17 protein-coding genes are annotated in these 17,230 nt (G+C 64.4%); 4 read left to right on the top strand and 13 right to left on the bottom strand.

The window, feature by feature from the left end; all coding sequences use genetic code 11:
- Window positions 1-546, bottom strand: a complete 546-nt coding sequence (locus MC381_RS00980) for an HdeD family acid-resistance protein (RefSeq protein WP_251975851.1) — start codon at window positions 544-546, stop codon at window positions 1-3.
- Between the two features lie 56 nt (window positions 547-602).
- Between MC381_RS00980 and MC381_RS00975 the strand changes: the two genes are divergently transcribed.
- Complete coding sequence (locus MC381_RS00975) at window positions 603-1,526, top strand: oxidoreductase (RefSeq protein WP_251975850.1); 924 nt, start codon at window positions 603-605, stop codon at window positions 1,524-1,526.
- Between the two features lie 7 nt (window positions 1,527-1,533).
- On the opposite strand, the gene MC381_RS00970 is transcribed toward MC381_RS00975, so the two are convergent.
- The 3 genes from MC381_RS00970 to MC381_RS00960 form a co-directional block, all read right to left on the bottom strand.
- A complete protein-coding gene (locus MC381_RS00970) occupies window positions 1,534-1,908 on the bottom strand; it encodes a hypothetical protein (RefSeq protein ID WP_251975849.1) in 375 nt (124 codons plus the stop codon).
- A 72-nt stretch (window positions 1,909-1,980) separates the two neighbouring features.
- Window positions 1,981-3,810, bottom strand: coding sequence for a glutamine--fructose-6-phosphate transaminase (isomerizing) (glmS, locus tag MC381_RS00965; RefSeq protein WP_251975848.1), 1,830 nt, complete (start codon window positions 3,808-3,810; stop codon window positions 1,981-1,983).
- Window positions 3,811-3,835: 25 nt separating this feature from the next.
- Window positions 3,836-4,609: a DeoR/GlpR family DNA-binding transcription regulator gene (locus MC381_RS00960; RefSeq protein WP_251975847.1), complete on the bottom strand. Its 774-nt coding sequence runs from the start codon at window positions 4,607-4,609 to the stop codon at window positions 3,836-3,838.
- A gap of 218 nt (window positions 4,610-4,827) precedes the next feature.
- Here MC381_RS00960 and argE point away from each other — a divergent pair, with 218 nt between their 5' ends.
- The 3 genes from argE (at window position 4,828) to MC381_RS00945 (ending at window position 8,888) form a co-directional block, all read left to right on the top strand.
- A complete protein-coding gene (gene argE / locus MC381_RS00955) occupies window positions 4,828-5,976 on the top strand; it encodes an acetylornithine deacetylase (protein WP_251975846.1) in 1,149 nt (382 codons plus the stop codon).
- Between the two features lie 41 nt (window positions 5,977-6,017).
- Window positions 6,018-7,136 (top strand): DUF1615 domain-containing protein, encoded by a 1,119-nt coding sequence (locus tag MC381_RS00950; protein WP_251975845.1) that lies wholly within the window; start codon window positions 6,018-6,020, stop codon window positions 7,134-7,136.
- Between the two features lie 219 nt (window positions 7,137-7,355).
- Window positions 7,356-8,888, top strand: a complete 1,533-nt coding sequence (locus MC381_RS00945; RefSeq protein ID WP_251975844.1) for a DASS family sodium-coupled anion symporter — start codon at window positions 7,356-7,358, stop codon at window positions 8,886-8,888.
- A gap of 38 nt (window positions 8,889-8,926) precedes the next feature.
- On the opposite strand, the gene glmU is transcribed toward MC381_RS00945, so the two are convergent.
- From glmU to atpB, 9 genes are all read right to left on the bottom strand, one after another.
- Window positions 8,927-10,294 (bottom strand): bifunctional UDP-N-acetylglucosamine diphosphorylase/glucosamine-1-phosphate N-acetyltransferase GlmU, encoded by a 1,368-nt coding sequence (gene glmU, locus MC381_RS00940; RefSeq protein ID WP_251975843.1) that lies wholly within the window; start codon window positions 10,292-10,294, stop codon window positions 8,927-8,929.
- 205 nt (window positions 10,295-10,499) lie between these two features.
- Window positions 10,500-10,925, bottom strand: a complete 426-nt coding sequence (locus MC381_RS00935; protein ID WP_251975842.1) for a F0F1 ATP synthase subunit epsilon — start codon at window positions 10,923-10,925, stop codon at window positions 10,500-10,502.
- A gap of 57 nt (window positions 10,926-10,982) precedes the next feature.
- Complete coding sequence (gene atpD, locus MC381_RS00930; protein ID WP_251975841.1) at window positions 10,983-12,362, bottom strand: F0F1 ATP synthase subunit beta; 1,380 nt, start codon at window positions 12,360-12,362, stop codon at window positions 10,983-10,985.
- An 81-nt stretch (window positions 12,363-12,443) separates the two neighbouring features.
- A complete protein-coding gene (gene atpG, locus MC381_RS00925) occupies window positions 12,444-13,322 on the bottom strand; it encodes a F0F1 ATP synthase subunit gamma (RefSeq protein ID WP_251975840.1) in 879 nt (292 codons plus the stop codon).
- A gap of 77 nt (window positions 13,323-13,399) precedes the next feature.
- A complete protein-coding gene (gene atpA / locus MC381_RS00920; RefSeq protein WP_251975839.1) occupies window positions 13,400-14,944 on the bottom strand; it encodes a F0F1 ATP synthase subunit alpha in 1,545 nt (514 codons plus the stop codon).
- A 16-nt stretch (window positions 14,945-14,960) separates the two neighbouring features.
- Entirely contained in the window at window positions 14,961-15,503 is a 543-nt protein-coding gene (locus MC381_RS00915; protein WP_251975838.1) for a F0F1 ATP synthase subunit delta, read from the bottom strand.
- 11 nt (window positions 15,504-15,514) lie between these two features.
- A complete protein-coding gene (locus MC381_RS00910; RefSeq protein WP_251975837.1) occupies window positions 15,515-15,985 on the bottom strand; it encodes a F0F1 ATP synthase subunit B in 471 nt (156 codons plus the stop codon).
- A 70-nt stretch (window positions 15,986-16,055) separates the two neighbouring features.
- Window positions 16,056-16,304, bottom strand: a complete 249-nt coding sequence (gene atpE, locus MC381_RS00905; protein WP_011508579.1) for a F0F1 ATP synthase subunit C — start codon at window positions 16,302-16,304, stop codon at window positions 16,056-16,058.
- A 59-nt stretch (window positions 16,305-16,363) separates the two neighbouring features.
- Window positions 16,364-17,230, bottom strand: coding sequence for a F0F1 ATP synthase subunit A (gene atpB, locus MC381_RS00900; protein ID WP_251975836.1), 867 nt, complete (start codon window positions 17,228-17,230; stop codon window positions 16,364-16,366).

The raw sequence follows: 17,230 nt of genomic DNA, 5'->3' as shown, positions 1-17,230 counted from the left end.
TCAGGCGAACGCCTGCTTGACCCGCAACGCGGCGAGTATCTGGACAATACCGTAGAGCAGCGCCACGACGCCGATCCACAGCGCCGTCACCACCAGGCCACTGAGCGGACTGACCACCAGCAGGATCCCCAGCAGTAGCGCCAGCACCCCGCTGAGTACCGTCCAACCCTCGCCGGGGGCGCTGCGGCGAATCTTGAGCCCCAGCAGCAGGCGATAGATGCCCGCGATTACCAACCAGATACCCACCAGCACCAGCAGGGCGCTGGCCATGGACAGCGGGTCGAAGATCGCGACCAGGCCGAACAGCACCGAGAAGGCGCCGTAGAAGATCAGCCAGCCCTTGCCCGCGCCACGGTAGGCCGTGGCTGCGCCAAACAGCGTGGTAATGCCCTCCGCCAGCGCCATGATGCCCATGATCCAGGTCAACGCCGCGATGGCCGACAGCGGCTGGAAGATCGCGATCAAACCGAAGATCACGGCGATGATGCCGAGCGCCATCAGGATCCACCAGCTGCGCCCGATCAGACTTCTCGATGCGTTTGCCATTCCCGACTCCGATTGATATGCCTGTCTCAACATAGACCGTCGACGGAGCGAGTTCGATGTCAGAAACGACACCCCCGCTGGCCGTGGTCACCGGTGCAACCGCCGGTCTCGGCCTGGCAACCGCCCGTGGGCTGGCCGAACAGGGCTATCGGGTGGTCATCGCCGGGCGCCGGCCCGACAAGGGGCGCATCGCCTGCGACACGCTACGCCGCCACCGGCCCGACGCCGACGTGCGCTTCGAACCGCTCGATCTCGACAGCCTGGCCTCGGTGCGCGCCTTCACTCGGCGGCTGACGGCGAACGAGCCGCGCCTGGCGTGCCTGATCAACAACGCCGGTCTCATGGCCCTGCCGACGCGCGAACGGACCGAGGACGGCTTCGAACGCCAGCTCGGGGTGAACTATCTCGGTCACTTCCTGCTCACCAGCCGCCTGCTGCCGCTGCTGTTCGAGGAGAGCCGGCAAGGGAAGCCGGCACGGGTGGTTCAGCTCTCGAGTCTGGCTCACCGCAGCGGCCGTATCGATTTCGAGGATCTCGCCGGCGCGCGTCGTTACGATCCGTGGCGCGCCTATCGGCAGTCCAAGCTTGCCATGCTGCTGTTCGCCCAGGCGCTACAAAAGCGCAGCGATGGCGGTGGCTGGGGCCTGTTGAGCGCGGCCGCCCACCCCGGGCTATCACGCACGGCGCTGTTCGATGTCGGCGTCCGCAGCCGTCCGCTTGCCGGGCGACTCTTCAAACTAGTGATGCCGCTACTGAGCCAGTCCGCCGACGACGGTGCCCGCCCCACGCTCTACGCGGCACTCGCCAACGACGTCCGAGGCGGCGACTACTACGGCCCCGACGGCTGGGGGGAAACCCGGGGACAACCGACGCGGGCCTACCGCAGCCCGGCAGCGCGCGATCCAGCCGTGGAAGACCGGCTATGGCAGGTCTCCTGCGAGCTGACCGGCGCCACCTGGGCGACTTCGCCCGAGTTATGAGGCCAGGTTACTCCTGGGCCTCCTCGCACTTCCGACGTATCTGCCGTCCGAAAGACGTCATGACATCGGCCTTGGCAATGTCGTAGTTCTGGCGATAGCGCATCATCTGCTTGGCATCTCTCAGTACGCCTCTGGCGATGACCACCTGCGCTCTGGCGTTATCACTCTCCTCGGCGGTCGCCGTCGGCAGCTCGGCATTGATCGCGGCGGGAGAGACGCGTTCCCAGAGCTTGCCGATAATGGTCTCGCCGTAGTCGCCCCACCCCTCGCAGTCGGCCGGTTCACCGCTTGGCGGCTGCGAGAGCGCACGCGTGTCGGCCTCGACCATGCCGGAAGTCATGCCGAGCATCAGCAGTGTCAGTAGCGCGAGTCGTTTCGTCATTCGACGTTCTCCTGTTCATTGTCACCGACTCTCCTTAGGCGCCCATAAGCGCCTTACTTCGACCGTTACGCTTTATTCGACCGTCACGCTCTTGGCCAGATTGCGCGGCTGGTCGACATCTGTGCCCTTGAGCACGGCGACGTGATAGGAGAGCAGCTGCAGCGGCAGGGTGTAGAGAATCGGCGCGAGGATCTCATCGATGGGGGGTACATGAAGCACACGCAGATTGTCGGCAGCCTGGAGTGCCACACCCGCGTCGGCAAAGACGAACAGCTCACCGCCGCGCGCGCGAACCTCCTGCAGGTTGGACTTGAGCTTCTCCAGCAGCTCGTCGTTGGGCGCCACGGCGACCACCGGCATGTCGGCGTCGACCAGCGCCAGCGGCCCGTGCTTGAGCTCGCCGGCCGGATAGGCTTCAGCGTGGATGTAGGAGATTTCCTTCAGCTTGAGCGCGCCTTCCAGCGCGATCGGGAACTGAGTGCCCCGCCCCAGAAAGAGCGCGTGATGCTTCTCGGCGAAGGCCTCGGAGAGCGCCGCGATCGGGGCATCCATCTCCAGCGCCCGCTCGAGCACGGCAGGCAATCCGCGCAATGCCTGGACCAGCGCAGCTTCGCGATCGTCGCCGCGCTCGGGACGCAGCGACAGCGTCAGCAACAGCAGCGCGACCAGCTGCGTCGTGAAGGCCTTGGTCGAGGCAACGCCGATCTCCGGTCCGGCCTGGGTCATCAGCGACAGATCGGACTCGCGGGTCAAGGAGCTGCCCGGCACATTGCAGATCGCCAGCGCACCGAGATAGTTCAACGTCTTGGCATAGCGCAGCGCGGCCAGCGTATCGGCGGTCTCGCCGGACTGGGAGAGTGTGACGAAGAGCGTGTCTGGCGGCACCACCACGTCGCGATAGCGATACTCGGAGGCGACCTCGACCTGCGTCGGCAGGCCGGCGAGCTTCTCGAGCCAGTAGCGCGCCACCAGGCCGGCGTGATAGCTGGTACCACAGGCGACGATATGGATCTGCTTAACCTTGGCGAAGCGCGCCTTCGCCTCGGCGCCGAAGCTCGCCTCCAGCACGCGACCGGCACCCAGCCGGCCCTCCAGCGTGGCGGCAATCACCGCCGGCTGTTCAAAGATCTCCTTGAGCATGAAGTGGCGGTAGTCGCCGCGACTGGCCGCGCCGTCGCCATGGACATAGGTGTGCACCTCACGCGTGGCCGACTGGCCGTCAGCGTCGAACACCTCGATGCCCCGCGCATCGGAAAGGCGTACCACGTCGCCCTCCTCCAGATAGATAAAGCGGTCGGTGACCTGCAGGAGCGCCAGCGCATCGGAAGCGATAAAGCTTTCGTCGATCCCGACGCCGACCACCAGCGGGCTGCCCTTGCGCGCGCCGACGATCTCGCGCGGCGCACCGGCGTGCATCACCGCCAGCGCGTAGGCGCCATCGATCTGTGCAAGCGTCGCCTGGACGGCGGTCAGCAGGTCCCCCTGTTCGAGGAAGGCCCGATCGAGCAGATGCGCGACGACCTCGGTATCGGTTTCCGATTCGAAGATCACGCCATCCGCTTCCAGCTCGCGTTTGAGCGGCTCGAAGTTCTCGATGATGCCGTTGTGGACGATCGCCAGCGCGTGGCCGCCCCTATGCGGATGTGCATTCGCCTCGGAAGGCTTGCCGTGAGTCGCCCAGCGAGTATGAGCGATGCCGACGTGCCCCGGCAGGCCGTGCTGGCCGAGCGCCGCTTCGAGCGCGGCGACCTTGCCCACCGCACGCTGGCGTTCGAGCTGCCCGGCAGCGTTCAGGACCGCGACCCCGGCGCTGTCGTAACCGCGATACTCGAGCCGCCTCAGGCCCTCCAGCAGGATGCCCTGCACGTTGCGCGCGGCGAGCGCGGCGACGATTCCACACATGTTCGATCTCCTCGAGAAAAAGCGTTCAGGCCTCGGCGGCGGGCGCCACGATCAGGGTCACGCCCTGGCATTCGATGGCGGCGGCCGCCGCGTCGTCGAGGCGCGCATCGGTCACCAGGGTGTCGATGCGCGCCCACGGCAGTTCCAGATTGGGGATGCGGCGGCCGATCTTATCGGCTTCCACCATGACCACGACCTCGCGGGCGACATCCGCCATGACCCGTGTCAGCCCGAACAGTTCGTTGTAAGTCGTGGTGCCGCGTGCGAGATCGATGCCGTCGGCCCCGACGAAAAGCTGATCGAAGTCATAGGCACGTAGCACCTGTTCGGCCACCTGTCCCTGGAATGACTCCGAATGCGGGTCCCAGGTACCACCGGTCATCAGCAGCGCCGGTTCCGGTTCCAGCTCGCGTAGGGCGCCGGCCACGGTCAGCGAGTTGGTCATCACCACCAGGCCGCGCAGACCGCCAAGCTCGCCGATCAGGGCCGCCGTGGTGGTACCACTGTCGACAATGATGCGGTTGTGCTCGCGAATGCGGGCTCGCGCGGCCCGCGCAATGGCGCGCTTGAACGGCGACAGCGCCTGCGCCGGCTCACCGAGCATCTCCTGTGGCAGTGGCGCCGCCCCGCCATAGCGGCGCAACAGCAGACCACTACGCTCGAGCGTCGAGAGGTCCTTGCGCACGGTCACTTCGGAGATGGCGAACCGGCTCGCAAGCCGCTCCACCGGCGTCTCGCCATGGTCGTTGATGTACGCCAGGATGGCGTGACGGCGCTGGGCCGTATCGCGTTTCGGCATGGAGAATTAAGTTTCGTTTTAGTTTCGAACCGAAAGGTAATGGATTCGAATCAAAACCGATTGGTACGCCGTCGTCAACCTTTCGTCAGCGATGGTCCAGCAAGGACGGCAAGTCGCGCTGGGCGATTGGCCAAGAAGGTTGAGCGGGATGGTGGCCTCTGTCGCGCGAGCTGGGCATCATGGTTGCCCCTGAACAACCACAATCGAAGAGACCTTGCATGACCAGCCAGGAGATTCTCGGCAAGCTGATCCGCTTTGCCACCGTCAGCCGCGACTCCAACCTCGCCCTGATCGAGTTCATCAGAGATTACCTCGCCGACCATGGCGTGGAGAGCGAGCTGATCCATAACGAGGACGCCAGCAAAGCCAACCTGTGGGCGACCCTCGGCCCGACCGATCGCGGCGGCGTCGTGCTCTCCGGTCATACCGACGTGGTACCGGTAGACGGTCAACCATGGACACTGCCACCGTTCGAGATGACCGAGCGGGACGGCAAGCTCTACGGTCGCGGCACCGCGGACATGAAGGGCTATATCGCCTGCGTGCTGGCGGCGGTGCCGCAGTTCCTGGCCACGGACCTGAAGACCCCGATCCACCTGGCGTTCTCCTACGACGAAGAGGTCGGCTGCCTCGGCGTGCGCTCGATTCTCTCGATGCTCAAGGACAAGGCGCACCAGCCGATCGCCTGCATTATCGGAGAACCCACCGAGCTGAAGCCGGTGCTCGGCCATAAGGGCAAGCTGGGGGTGCGCTGCCACGTCAAGGGCGCGCCCTGCCATTCGGCCTATGCCCCCGAGGGCGTCAACGCGATCGAGAACGCGGCGAGGCTGATTACCAAGCTGACCGAAATCGGCACGCGCCTGGCCGATCCCGCCCACCACGACGAGCGCTTCTATCCGCCCTTTTCCACGGTGCAGACCGGCGTGATCGAAGGCGGCCAGGCGCTGAACATCGTACCGGCGGACTGCCGCTTCAACTGGGAGGTGCGCTCGCTGCCCGGCTTCGACGCCAGCGAGGTGGAACGCGAAATGCGCGACTACGCCGAGCGTGAGCTGATTCCGACGATGCGCGCCGTCGTTCCCGATACCGATATCGTTTTCGAACCGCTGCAGTCCTATCCGGGCCTGACCACGGCGGCGTCGAGCGACGTCGCCCAGCTGATCGCTACCCTGGCCGAGCGCGACGACTTCGGTACGGTCGCCTATGGCACCGAAGGCGGGCTGTTTCACGAAGCTGGCATTCCCACCGTCGTCTGCGGGCCGGGATGCATGGATCAGGGCCACAAGCCGGACGAGTTCATCGCCATCGAACAGCTCGAACGCTGCGATGCGATGATGCAGCGCCTGGCCGAGCATTTGAGCTCGTGAAAAAGGCGCAGTGCATGCAGTGGATGAAGGAGACCAAGCATATGCAAGAGGTTTCGACGCTGAGAGCGTGGCGTTGGCCGGTGATCGCATTGGCCATGGTGCTCGCCGGCTGCAGCACGCAGGCGCCCCAGCCCGGCTTCGAGCAGCGTCCGGCCACGGTCAAGGAGGCGCTGGTCTCGCTGATCCCCGCCAACGCCGAGGATCGCGACGGTTGGGCCACCGATATCACCGCCGCCTTCGCGGCGCAGAACCTGCCGGCCACGCGCGAGAATCTCTGCGCCACGCTAGCGGTGACCGAGCAGGAGTCGACCTATAGCGGCGACCCCGTGGTGCCTAATCTATCGGCCATCGCGCGTCAGGAGATCGAGCGCCGCGCCGACGCGCTGCATCTCCCCGGTTTTCTGGTCAACGCGGGACTCAATCTCGAATCGCCCACCGGCGAGACCTATAACGAACGGCTCGATCAGGTCACCACCGAGCGCGAGATGAGCGAGATCTTCGAGGACTTCATCTCGATGGCGCCGCTGGGCCGCCAGCTCTTCGGCAGTCTCAACCCGGTGCATACCGGCGGACCAATGCAGGTCAGCGTCGATTTCGCCGAAGCGCACGCCGACAATTACCCCTATCCGATCGACGGATCGATCCGCCACGAGGTCTTCACGCGGCGTGGCGGTCTCTATTTCGGCATCGCGCATCTGCTCGGGTATCCGGCCCACTACGATGACATGATCTACCGCTTCGCCGACTTCAATGCGGGATGGTATGCGAGCCGCAATGCCGCGTTCCAGGCCGCCGTCAGCCAGCTCTCGGGCATCCCGCTGGCGCTCGATGGTGACCTGACCATCCCCGGCTCACGCCGGGCGGGGCAGACCGAACTCGCTGTGCGCACATTGAAAGCCCGTCTCGGCATGGACGATGACGACATTCGCGAGGCACTGGAACAGGAGAAGTCCCTGGCATTCGAACGGACCGCTCTCTATGAAGCGGTCTATTCGCTTGCGATGCAGCAGGAAGGCCAGCCAACCCCCTACGCGCATCTGCCCGGTATCCAGCTCGACAGCCCCAAGATCACGCGCAACCTGACCACGGCGTGGTTCGCCCAACGCGTCGATGCACGCTACCAGGACTGTCTCTCGCGCGCGCCACGCACCCTGCCCTGAGCTAGGCCGGCCACTACCGGCCGGAGGATGCCAGTCGAGCATGCTCCTCGGGCCTCACCCCCTGACGGCTCACGTGACGCGGTCCCTGCTGCGACAACGTGGCGCGAGCCGGCACACTGCCAGACGCATCGCAGCGGCGTAAGCTGGTGTCGAAAGCGACCGCCAAGCGATCTCGATCCGCGGCGGCCGATCGATGCCTTCTTGCCTCGGGATCGTCTCATGGCCTCTCTGGTACGCGCCTGGCAGTACTTCAAGCATGTGGTTCCCTTTCGTCTCGCCCCCGCCATCATGGCAACGCTGGTTCTCGTCGGCCTGCTGCTGATCCCGCACCCCGAGGGGCTGACGCCGAAATCCTGGGCGTTGGTGGCGATCTTCCTGACCACCATCGTCGCGATCATCCTCAAGGTGATGCCGATCGGCGTGATGGCACTGATGGCGATCGTCATCGTCTCGCTGTCGCAGGTCACGGCGGATTCCGCCTCGGGGGCCATCGCCGACGCGCTGAGCAGTTTCTCGAGCCCGCTGATCTGGCTGATCGTCATCTCGATCCTGATTTCACGCGGCTTGAAGAAGACCGGCCTCGGCGCCCGCCTCGGCTTCGGCTTCATTGCCCTGCTCGGTCGACGCACGCTGGGCATCGGTTATGGCCTGGCGATCAGCGAGCTGATCCTGGCCCCGTTCACGCCGAGCAATACCGCCCGCGGCGGCGGCATCGTCCATCCGATCATGAAGTCGATCGCCGGCGCCTTCGACTCGGATCCGGAAAAGGGCACTCAAGGCAAGGTCGGCACCTACCTGGCGCTGGTCAACTATCACGCCAATCCGATCACCTCGGCGATGTTCCTCACCGCCACGGCGCCCAACCCGCTGGTGGTCGACTATGTCGCGCGGGCGTCGAATCAGACTTTCCATCTTTCCTGGAGCGTATGGGCACTGTGCATGCTGCTGCCGGGGCTGATCTGCATGCTGCTGATGCCGCTGGTGATCTACTGGCTGGCGCCGCCGACCCTTCGCCGCACGCCGGACGCGGTCGATTTCGCCCGCGGCGAGCTCACGCGCATGGGCAGCCTTCACCCGAGCGAATGGGTGATGATGGCCACCTTCGCGCTGCTGCTGGTGCTGTGGGCCGATCTGCCGGCGCTGCTGCTGGGTGGACTGTTCTCGCTCGATACCGAGGTCCTGCGCTACCTCAGCTTCAATCCGACCACCGTGGCCGCGCTCGGGCTCTTCGTGCTGTTGGTCACGGGGACGCTCGACTGGAACGATGTGCTGGCCGAGAAGAGCGCCTGGGATACGCTGGTCTGGTTCGGCGCGCTGGTGATGCTGGCCGGGCAGCTCAACGCGCTGGGCGTGATCGCGTGGTTCGCCGAGGGGCTGCGCGAGGCGATCGTCGCCAGCGGCATCGGCTGGCCATGGGCGGCGGCCACGCTGGTGCTGATCTTCGTCTTCTCCCACTACCTGTTCGCCAGCACCACGGCGCACATCAGCGCCATGATGCTGGCGTTCCTCAGCGTCGGCGTCAATCTGGTGCCGGCCGCCTACAGCGTGCCGTTCCTGCTGATCATGACGGCCGGCTCGGCGATCATGATGACACTGACGCACTATGCCACCGGCACCTCGCCGATCATCTACGGCAGCGGCTACGTCACCCTGGGTCGCTGGTGGGGCGTCGGCTTCGTGATGTGCCTGATGGAGCTGGCAGTCTTCACCGTGGTGGGTCTCGGCTGGTGGAAGCTGCTCGGCTACTGGTAGTCGATGGTGGTCATCGCCGGCAGCCAGGAGACCATGCCTCAGCCTTTCGGGGTTTTCACCGGACGCTGCCAGCCGGGCTTGGTGACCTGGCGACTGCGTGCAATGGCCAGCTCGTCGTCGGCGACCTCGCGCGTGATGGTGGAACCGGCGGCAATCGTCGCGCCGTTACCGACGGTGACCGGGGCGACCAATGCGCTGTTGGAGCCGACGAAGACGTTTTCGCCGATTCGCGTGCGATGCTTGTTGGCACCATCGTAGTTGCAGGTGATGGTGCCGGCGCCGACGTTGGTATCGCGGCCGATCTCGGCGTCTCCCAGATAGCTGAGATGCCCCGCCTTGACGCCCTCGCCGAGCGTCGCGTTTTTGGTCTCGACGAAGTTGCCGACATGCGCTTTCTGACCTAGCCGGGTACCGGGTCGCAGCCGCGCGAACGGCCCGCAGTCGCTCTCCTCGCCCATCTCCGCACCCTCGAGATGGCTGTTCGCCTTCACCACCGCGCCACGCCTGAGAACGCTGTCCCGGATCACGCAATTCGGGCCGATGACGACGTCATCCTCGAGGGTGACATGGCCTTCGAGGATGACGTTGACGTCGATCTGGATATCCCGCCCCACAGTGACCTCGCCGCGCAGGTCGAAACGCGCCGGATCGGCGAGCGTCACGCCGGCACTCATCAGATGCTCGGCCTGACGACGCTGGTAGGCGCGCTCCAGCGCCGCGAGCTGACGCCGATCGTTGACCCCTTCGACTTCGACCGGCGAAGTCGGCTGTGCCGCCAGAACCTCGACACCGTCGGCGGCGGCCATGGCGATGACATCGGTCAGGTAGTACTCGCCCTGGGCGTTCTCGGCGGAGAGCTCGGGCAGCCAGCGGCGCAGCTGGGATGCGGTCATCGCCATGATGCCGGTGTTGCATTCACGGATCGCGCGCTGGCCGGCATCGGCATCCTTGTGCTCGACGATCGCGGTGACGGCGCCCTTGTCGCTGCGCACGATGCGCCCGTAGCCGGCGGGATCGTCAAGCGTCACGGTGAGCAGCGCCATATGCTGCTCGTCCACGCCTGCCAGCAGTCCCTCCAGCGTTTTCGCCTGGATCAGCGGCACGTCACCGTAGAGCACCAGCACCTTGCCCTCGCCGACGCTTGGCAGCGCCTGGGCCACCGCATGGCCGGTTCCCTTCTGCTCGGTCTGCTCGCAGAAGTCGACCGGACACTCGGCCAGAGACGTCCGCACCGCCCCGGCGCCGTGGCCGACGACGACGTGCACGCTGGCCTCATCCAGACCGGCGGCAGTATCGACAACATGCCGCACCAGTGCCCGACCGGCCAGCGGATGGAGCACCTTGGGCGTGCGCGAACGCATGCGGGTTCCCTGGCCGGCGGCCAGAATCACGACGTCGAGAGTCATCGGGGCATCCTTTCAGTCAACGAATGGGGGATCATCGAGTTGGGCGTGATCGGGTCGGACAAGGTCCGATTGGGAGACATTCTAGCGTGCGCAGGGACAACGGAAAGCACCGCTCGGCGACGTTGCCGATATCGTTCCGATGCAAACGACAAGGGCGACTCCGAAGAGTCGCCCTTGAGGTACTGCGGGTCGCGCGAGCGTCGGCTCAGCCGCGGCGGCCGCTGCGACGCAGCTGCTGCAGCGTGCGCAGCTGCGCGGTGGCTTCGGCCAGCTCGGCCGCTGCACGGGTGTAGTCGAGCTCCGACTGCTTGTCGTTGAGCGACTGCAGCGCATGCTGGCGCGCCTGCTCGGCTTCCGCCTCGTCCAGATCGCTGGCCCGGGTGGCGGTATCCGCCAACACCGAGACCACGTCCGGCTGCACTTCGAGGAAGCCGCCGGTCACGTAGTAGAGCTCTTCTTCACCGCTCTCCTGGATCACGCGCACCGGGCCGGGCTTGAGCTCGGTCAGGAGCGGGGCGTGACCGCGCAGGATACCCAGATCGCCAGCAACGCCGGCAGCGATGAGCTGCTGGACGTCGCCCGAGAAGATCTCCTTCTCGGCGCTGACGATGTCGCACTGAAATGTGGCCATAGCGATATCCTCTTGAGCCAGATCCCGGGGGCGTTCGCCCCCGGCAACCGGGCGGGCTTACTTCATGCTCTTGGCTTTCTCGACCGCTTCGTCGATGGTGCCGACCATGTAGAACGCCTGCTCCGGCATGTCGTCGTAGTCACCGTTGAGGATGCCCTGGAAGCCACGGATCGTCTCCTTGAGAGAGACGTACTTGCCGGGCGCCCCGGTGAAGACCTCGGCGACGAAGAACGGCTGCGACAGGAAGCGCTGGATCTTACGCGCGCGGGAGACCGCCAGCTTGTCCTCGTCGGACAGCTCGTCCATCCCGAGGATGGCGATGATGTCCTTGAGTTCCTTGTAGCGCTGCAGCACGCCCTGAACACCGCGAGCGATGTTGTAGTGCTCTTCGCCGACGACCAGCGGGTCGAGCTGGCGCGAGGTGGAGTCGAGCGGATCGACGGCCGGGTAGATACCCAGTTCGGCGATCGAACGCGACAGCGTCACGGTGGAATCAAGGTGCGCGAAGGTGGTCGCCGGCGACGGGTCGGTCAGGTCGTCCGCGGGCACGTAGACGGCCTGCACGGAAGTGATCGAACCGGTCTTGGTCGAGGTGATACGCTCCTGCAGAGCGCCCATCTCTTCCGCCAGCGTCGGCTGGTAGCCCACGGCGGACGGCATGCGGCCGAGCAGGGCGGACACTTCGGTACCGGCCAGCGTGTAGCGGTAGATGTTGTCGACGAACAGCAGTACGTCGCGGCCTTCATCGCGGAATTTCTCGGCGATGGTCAGACCGGTCAGTGCCACACGCAGACGGTTGCCCGGCGGCTCGTTCATCTGGCCGTAGACCAGGGCGACCTTGTCGAGAACGTTCGACTCCTGCATCTCGTGATAGAAGTCGTTACCTTCACGCGTACGCTCACCGACACCGGCAAACACGGAGTAACCGCTATGCTCGGTGGCGATGTTGCGGATCAGCTCCATCATGTTGACGGTCTTGCCGACACCGGCGCCGCCGAACAGGCCGACCTTGCCGCCCTTGGCGAAGGGACAGACCAGATCGATCACCTTGATGCCGGTCTCGAGCAGTTCGCTGGAGGCAGCCTGCTCGGCGTAGGTCGGTGCCGGGCGGTGGATCGGCATGCGCTCGGCGTCGCCGCCGATCTCGCCTGCCTCATCGATCGGCTGACCGAGCACGTTCATGATACGGCCCAGTGTCTCGGTGCCGACCGGCACGGAGATCGGCGCACCAGTGTTCTCCACCTCGATACCGCGCTGGAGACCTTCGCTGGAGCCCATGACGATGGCGCGCACCACGCCGTCGCCGAGCTGCTGTTGCACTTCGAGAATGGCCTCTTTGCCCGAGACCGTCAGCGCGTCGTAGACCTTGGGGACATTGTCCCGCGGAAACTCTACGTCAATCACCGCGCCGATGATTTGTACGATACGTCCGCTCATAGTGGTTCCTCGTAAACCTGCAAATGAAACCTGTAGGGCCAAGCCGTACTCGAGACCGCCGCCACGCAGGCGACGTCGTCGTCATACCGCCGCGGCGCCACCGACGATTTCCGAAATCTCCTGGGTGATGGCCGCCTGACGCGCCTTGTTGTACACCAGTTGGAGATCGTCAATCAGATTGCCGGCGTTATCGGTCGCGTTCTTCATCGCGATCATGCGCGCAGCCTGTTCGCAGGCCGCGTTTTCGACCACGGCCTGATACACCTGGGATTCGACGTAGCGAACCAGCAGGTGATCGAGCAGGGTCTTGGCATCCGGCTCATACAGGTAGTCCCAGTTGTCGGGACGGACTTGTTCCTCTCCCTCGGCGTCATCGTCGACCGCTTCCAGCGGCAACAACTGACGCACGACGGGCTTCTGGCTCATGGTGTTGACGAATTCGTTGTACACCACATAGAGCCGATCGAGATTGCCTTCATCGAAAGCATCGAGCATCACCTTGACGCTACCGACCAGATCCTGGGCTTCCGGCGCTTCGCCGAGGCCGCTCTTCGCGGCCAGCAGGTTGCCGCCCTGCTTCTTGAAGAAGCCCGCAGCCTTGCTGCCGATCGCCGCAAAGTCGGCGCCGACGCCCTGCTGGTCCCACTCGCGAGCGTGCCTGACGACAGCCTTGAACAGGTTGACGTTCAAGCCGCCGGCGAGCCCGCGGTCACTGGAAACGACGATATAGCCGACGCGCTTGACCTCGCGTTCGACCATGTAGTCGTGACGGTATTCCGGGTTGGCCTTGGCGACGTGGCCGACCACCCGGCGGATCAGGCTGGCATAGGGCTGGCTGGCCGCCATGCGATCCTGAGCCCGACGCATCTTCGACGCAGCGACCATTTCCATGGCGCTGGTGATTTTCTGCGTGTTCTTGATGCTCCCGATCTGGGATTTGATCTCTTTTGCAGCTGCCATCGCGGATCACCTGATTCATGCCGCTCAGCCGGGCAGGGCGGCCCGCCTCTCCCGTGGGAAAAGGCGAGCCGCGCCGCTTACCAGGTCTGAGTGGACTTGAACGACTCGAGACCCGACTTGAGACCTTTCTGGATCTCGTCGTCGTAGCCGCCGCTCTGGTTGATCTTGTCGAGCAGGTCGGCGTGCTCGGCCTTCATGTAGTCCTGAAGGGCACGCTCGAAATCCAGCACCTTGTCGACAGCGACATCGTCCAGGAAGCCTTCGTTGGCGGCGTACAGTGTCACCCCCATCTCGGCAACCGACATCGGCGAGTACTGCTTCTGCTTCATCAGCTCGGTGACGCGCTGACCGTGCTCGAGCTGCTTGCGGGTCGCTTCGTCGAGATCGGAAGCAAACTGCGAGAACGCCGCCAGCTCGCGATACTGTGCCAGCGCCAGACGCACACCGCCGCCCAGCTTCTTGATGATCTTGGTCTGCGCCGAACCACCCACACGCGATACCGACAGGCCAGCGTTGATGGCCGGGCGGATACCGGAGTTGAACAGGCCGGTCTCGAGGAAGATCTGACCGTCGGTGATCGAGATCACGTTGGTCGGAACGAACGCCGAGACGTCACCGCCCTGGGTCTCGATGATCGGCAGTGCGGTCAGCGAGCCGGTCTTGCCCTTCACTTCACCGTCGGTGAACTTCTCGACGTACTCGGCATTGACGCGCGCGGCGCGCTCGAGCAGGCGGGAGTGGAGGTAGAAGACGTCACCCGGATAGGCTTCGCGACCCGGCGGACGACGCAGCAGCAGCGAGATCTGACGATAGGCGACGGCCTGCTTGGAGAGGTCGTCGTAGACGATCAGCGCATCTTCGCCACGGTCGCGGAAGTACTCGCCCATGGTGCAACCGGCGTACGGTGCCAGGTACTGCATGGCGGCCGGGTCGGCAGCGCCGGCGGCGACCACGATGGTGTGGTCCATGGCGCCGTGCTCTTCGAGCTTGCGCACCACGTTGGCGATGGTCGACTGCTTCTGGCCGATCGCGACATAGATACAGGTGATACCCGTACCTTTCTGGTTGATGATCGCGTCGATCGCCACGGCGGACTTACCGATCTGGCGGTCGCCGATGATCAGCTCGCGCTGGCCGCGGCCGATCGGGACCATCGCATCGATCGACTTGAGACCGGTCTGCACCGGCTCGTCGACCGACTGACGCGTGATGACGCCGGGCGCCACCTTTTCGATGGCGTCGGTCATCTTGGCGTCGATGTCGCCCTTGCCATCGATCGGGTTACCCAGCGCGTCGACCACGCGGCCAACCAGCTCGCGGCCCACCGGCACTTCGAGGATACGACCGGTGCACTGCGCGGTCATGCCCTCTTCGAGGCTCAGATAGTCGCCCAGGACCACGGCGCCGACACTGTCACGCTCGAGGTTGAGCGCCATGCCGAAGACGCCGCCGGGGAATTCGATCATCTCGCCCAGCATCGCGTCGGCCAGGCCGTGGATGCGTACGATGCCGTCAGCCACGCTGACGACGGTGCCCTGATTACGGGCTTCGGAGGCGACATCCAGCTTTTCGATACGCTGTTTGATGATGTCGCTGATCTCGGAAGGATTCAGTTGCTGCATGCCATGTCCCTCGAACTCAGGCGGTGAGCGCTTCGCGCAGACGCTGCAATCGACCGCGCACGGAACCGTCGATGACGGTATCGCCGGTACGCAGGATCACGCCGCCTAGCAGCTCGCGGTCCACCTGAGTGGTAATGGAGATTTCACGATTCAGACGCTTCTTCAGAGCTTCGGCAAGGACGTTCTGCTGGGCATCGTCCAGTTCGAAAGCCGAGACGATGGTGACATCGACCCGCTTCTCTTCCTGGGCGCGCAGCACCTCGAACTCCTCGAAGATGTCCGGCAGCGCGGCCAGACGTCCCTTTTCACCGACGAGACGCAGGAAGTTGCCCACCTGCTCGTCGAAGGCGCCTTCGCCACAGACTTCCAGCAGCAGCCGGATCTTGTCGTCGGCGGTAAGCCGCGGGTTGCCGAGAATGCGTTCGGAAACATCGGCGTCACCGGCCGCCGCAGCGGCCAGTGACAGGCTCTGAGACCACGCTTGGAGCGCCTTGTGATCGCGCGCGAACTCGAACGCCGCCTTGGCGTAGGGTCGAGCGACGGTAGACGATTCAGCCATGGTGCGCCTCCTTAGAGCTCGGCAGCGAGCTTGTCGACAAGCTCACGATGCTTGGCTTCGTCGATGGAGGACTCCAGGATTCGCTCGGCGCCGGCCACGGCCAGCAGCGATACCTGGGCACGCAGCTCTTCCTTCGCGCGATTGATCTCCTGATCAATTTCGCTGCGAGCGCCTTCGATGATGCGCTCGCCTTCGGCCCGCGCGGTCTCGCGGGCCTCTTCGACGATCTGACTGGCCCGCTTGTTGGCCTGTTCGAGGATCTGTTGCGCCTGCTCCTTGCTCTCCTTGAGCGTCTCGTCGGCCTTTTCCTGGGCCAGTTCGAGATCTCGGGTAGCACGGCTGGCTGCATCCAGACCGTCGGCGATCTTCTTCTGTCGTTCCTGCAGCGCCTGCATGACCGGCGGCCATACATACTTCATGCAGAACCAGACGAAGACCGCAAAGGCAATGGCCTGACCAATCAGTGTAAGGTTCAGATTCACGCCAGCACCTCTCGCGTCACGGGTTTGGGGTTAGTGTCACCGGTGGCCATGATGGCCGCTAGCGGCGACGTTAACCGACAAACGGGTTGGCGAAGGTGAAGAACAGGGCGATACCGACGCCGATCATGGTCACGGCATCGAGCAGACCCGCGACGATGAACATCTTGACCTGCAGCTGCGGGATCATTTCCGGCTGACGCGCGGCGCCTTCCAGGAATTTACCACCGAGGATACCGAAGCCGATGGCGGTACCCAGTGCGCCGAGGCCGATCAGCAGAGAAACGGCGATCGCGGTCATGCCCAGAACTTGTGCTTCCATGGTTGTCTCCAGTTTCAGTCGAGTATTGCAAAGGGTTAGGGGTTAAGGGGAAAAGCGTCTCAATGCTGCTCTTCGGTCGCCATGCTGAGATAGACGATCGTGAGCATCATGAAGATGAATGCCTGCAGCGTGATGATCAGGATATGGAACACCGCCCACGGGAAGTGCAGCGGCAGCTGCCATAGGCCGATCATGGCGATCAGGATGAAGATCAGCTCGCCGGCATAGAGGTTGCCGAACAGTCGCAGGGCCAGAGAAACCGGCTTGGCCAGCAGGGTGACGGCTTCGAGCAGGAAGTTGATCGGGATCAGCAGCGCCTGAGCAAACTTGTTGGGTGTGCTGAACGGATGCAGTGTCAGCTCGGCGATGAAACCGGAGACGCCCTTGGTACGAATGGAGTAGAAGATGATCAGGGCAAAGACGGAGAGCGACATGCCGAACGTCGCGTTGACGTCGGTCGTGGGCACGACCTTGAAGTAGACGTGGGCCGGGTCGGCACCGAACCAGGCACCCACTTTCTGGGCCAGCATCGGCAGGAAGTCCACCGGCACCAGATCCATCAGGTTCATCAGGAAGATCCAGCAGAAGATGGTCAGCGACAGCGGCGCGATCATCCGGCTCTTGCCGTGAAAGGTTTCACGCACTGAGCCGTCGACGAATTCGACCATCATCTCGACGAAATTCTGCAGACCGGTGGGCACACCGGTCGAGGCGCGCTTGGCAACCAACCGAAACAGGTACAGGAAAATCACGCCAAGGCCGATCGACCACAGCATGGTGTCGACATGAATCGCCCAGAAGCCCATCTCGGAAGCCTCTTCGGCGGAGTGCGCCAGCGACCAGCCATGCTCCGGGTGCAGACCGAAGGTCATGTTCTGCAGGTGGTGCTGAATGTACTCCGTACTCGTCGGGTTGTTGCCAGCCAT

It is taken from the genome of Salinicola avicenniae (genome assembly GCF_023736115.1).
In the GTDB taxonomy this organism is placed as follows: Bacteria; Pseudomonadota; Gammaproteobacteria; order Pseudomonadales; family Halomonadaceae; genus Salinicola; species Salinicola avicenniae.
The sequence above is the reverse complement of the archived record's forward strand: the minus strand, read 5'-3'. Positions and strand labels throughout refer to the sequence as shown.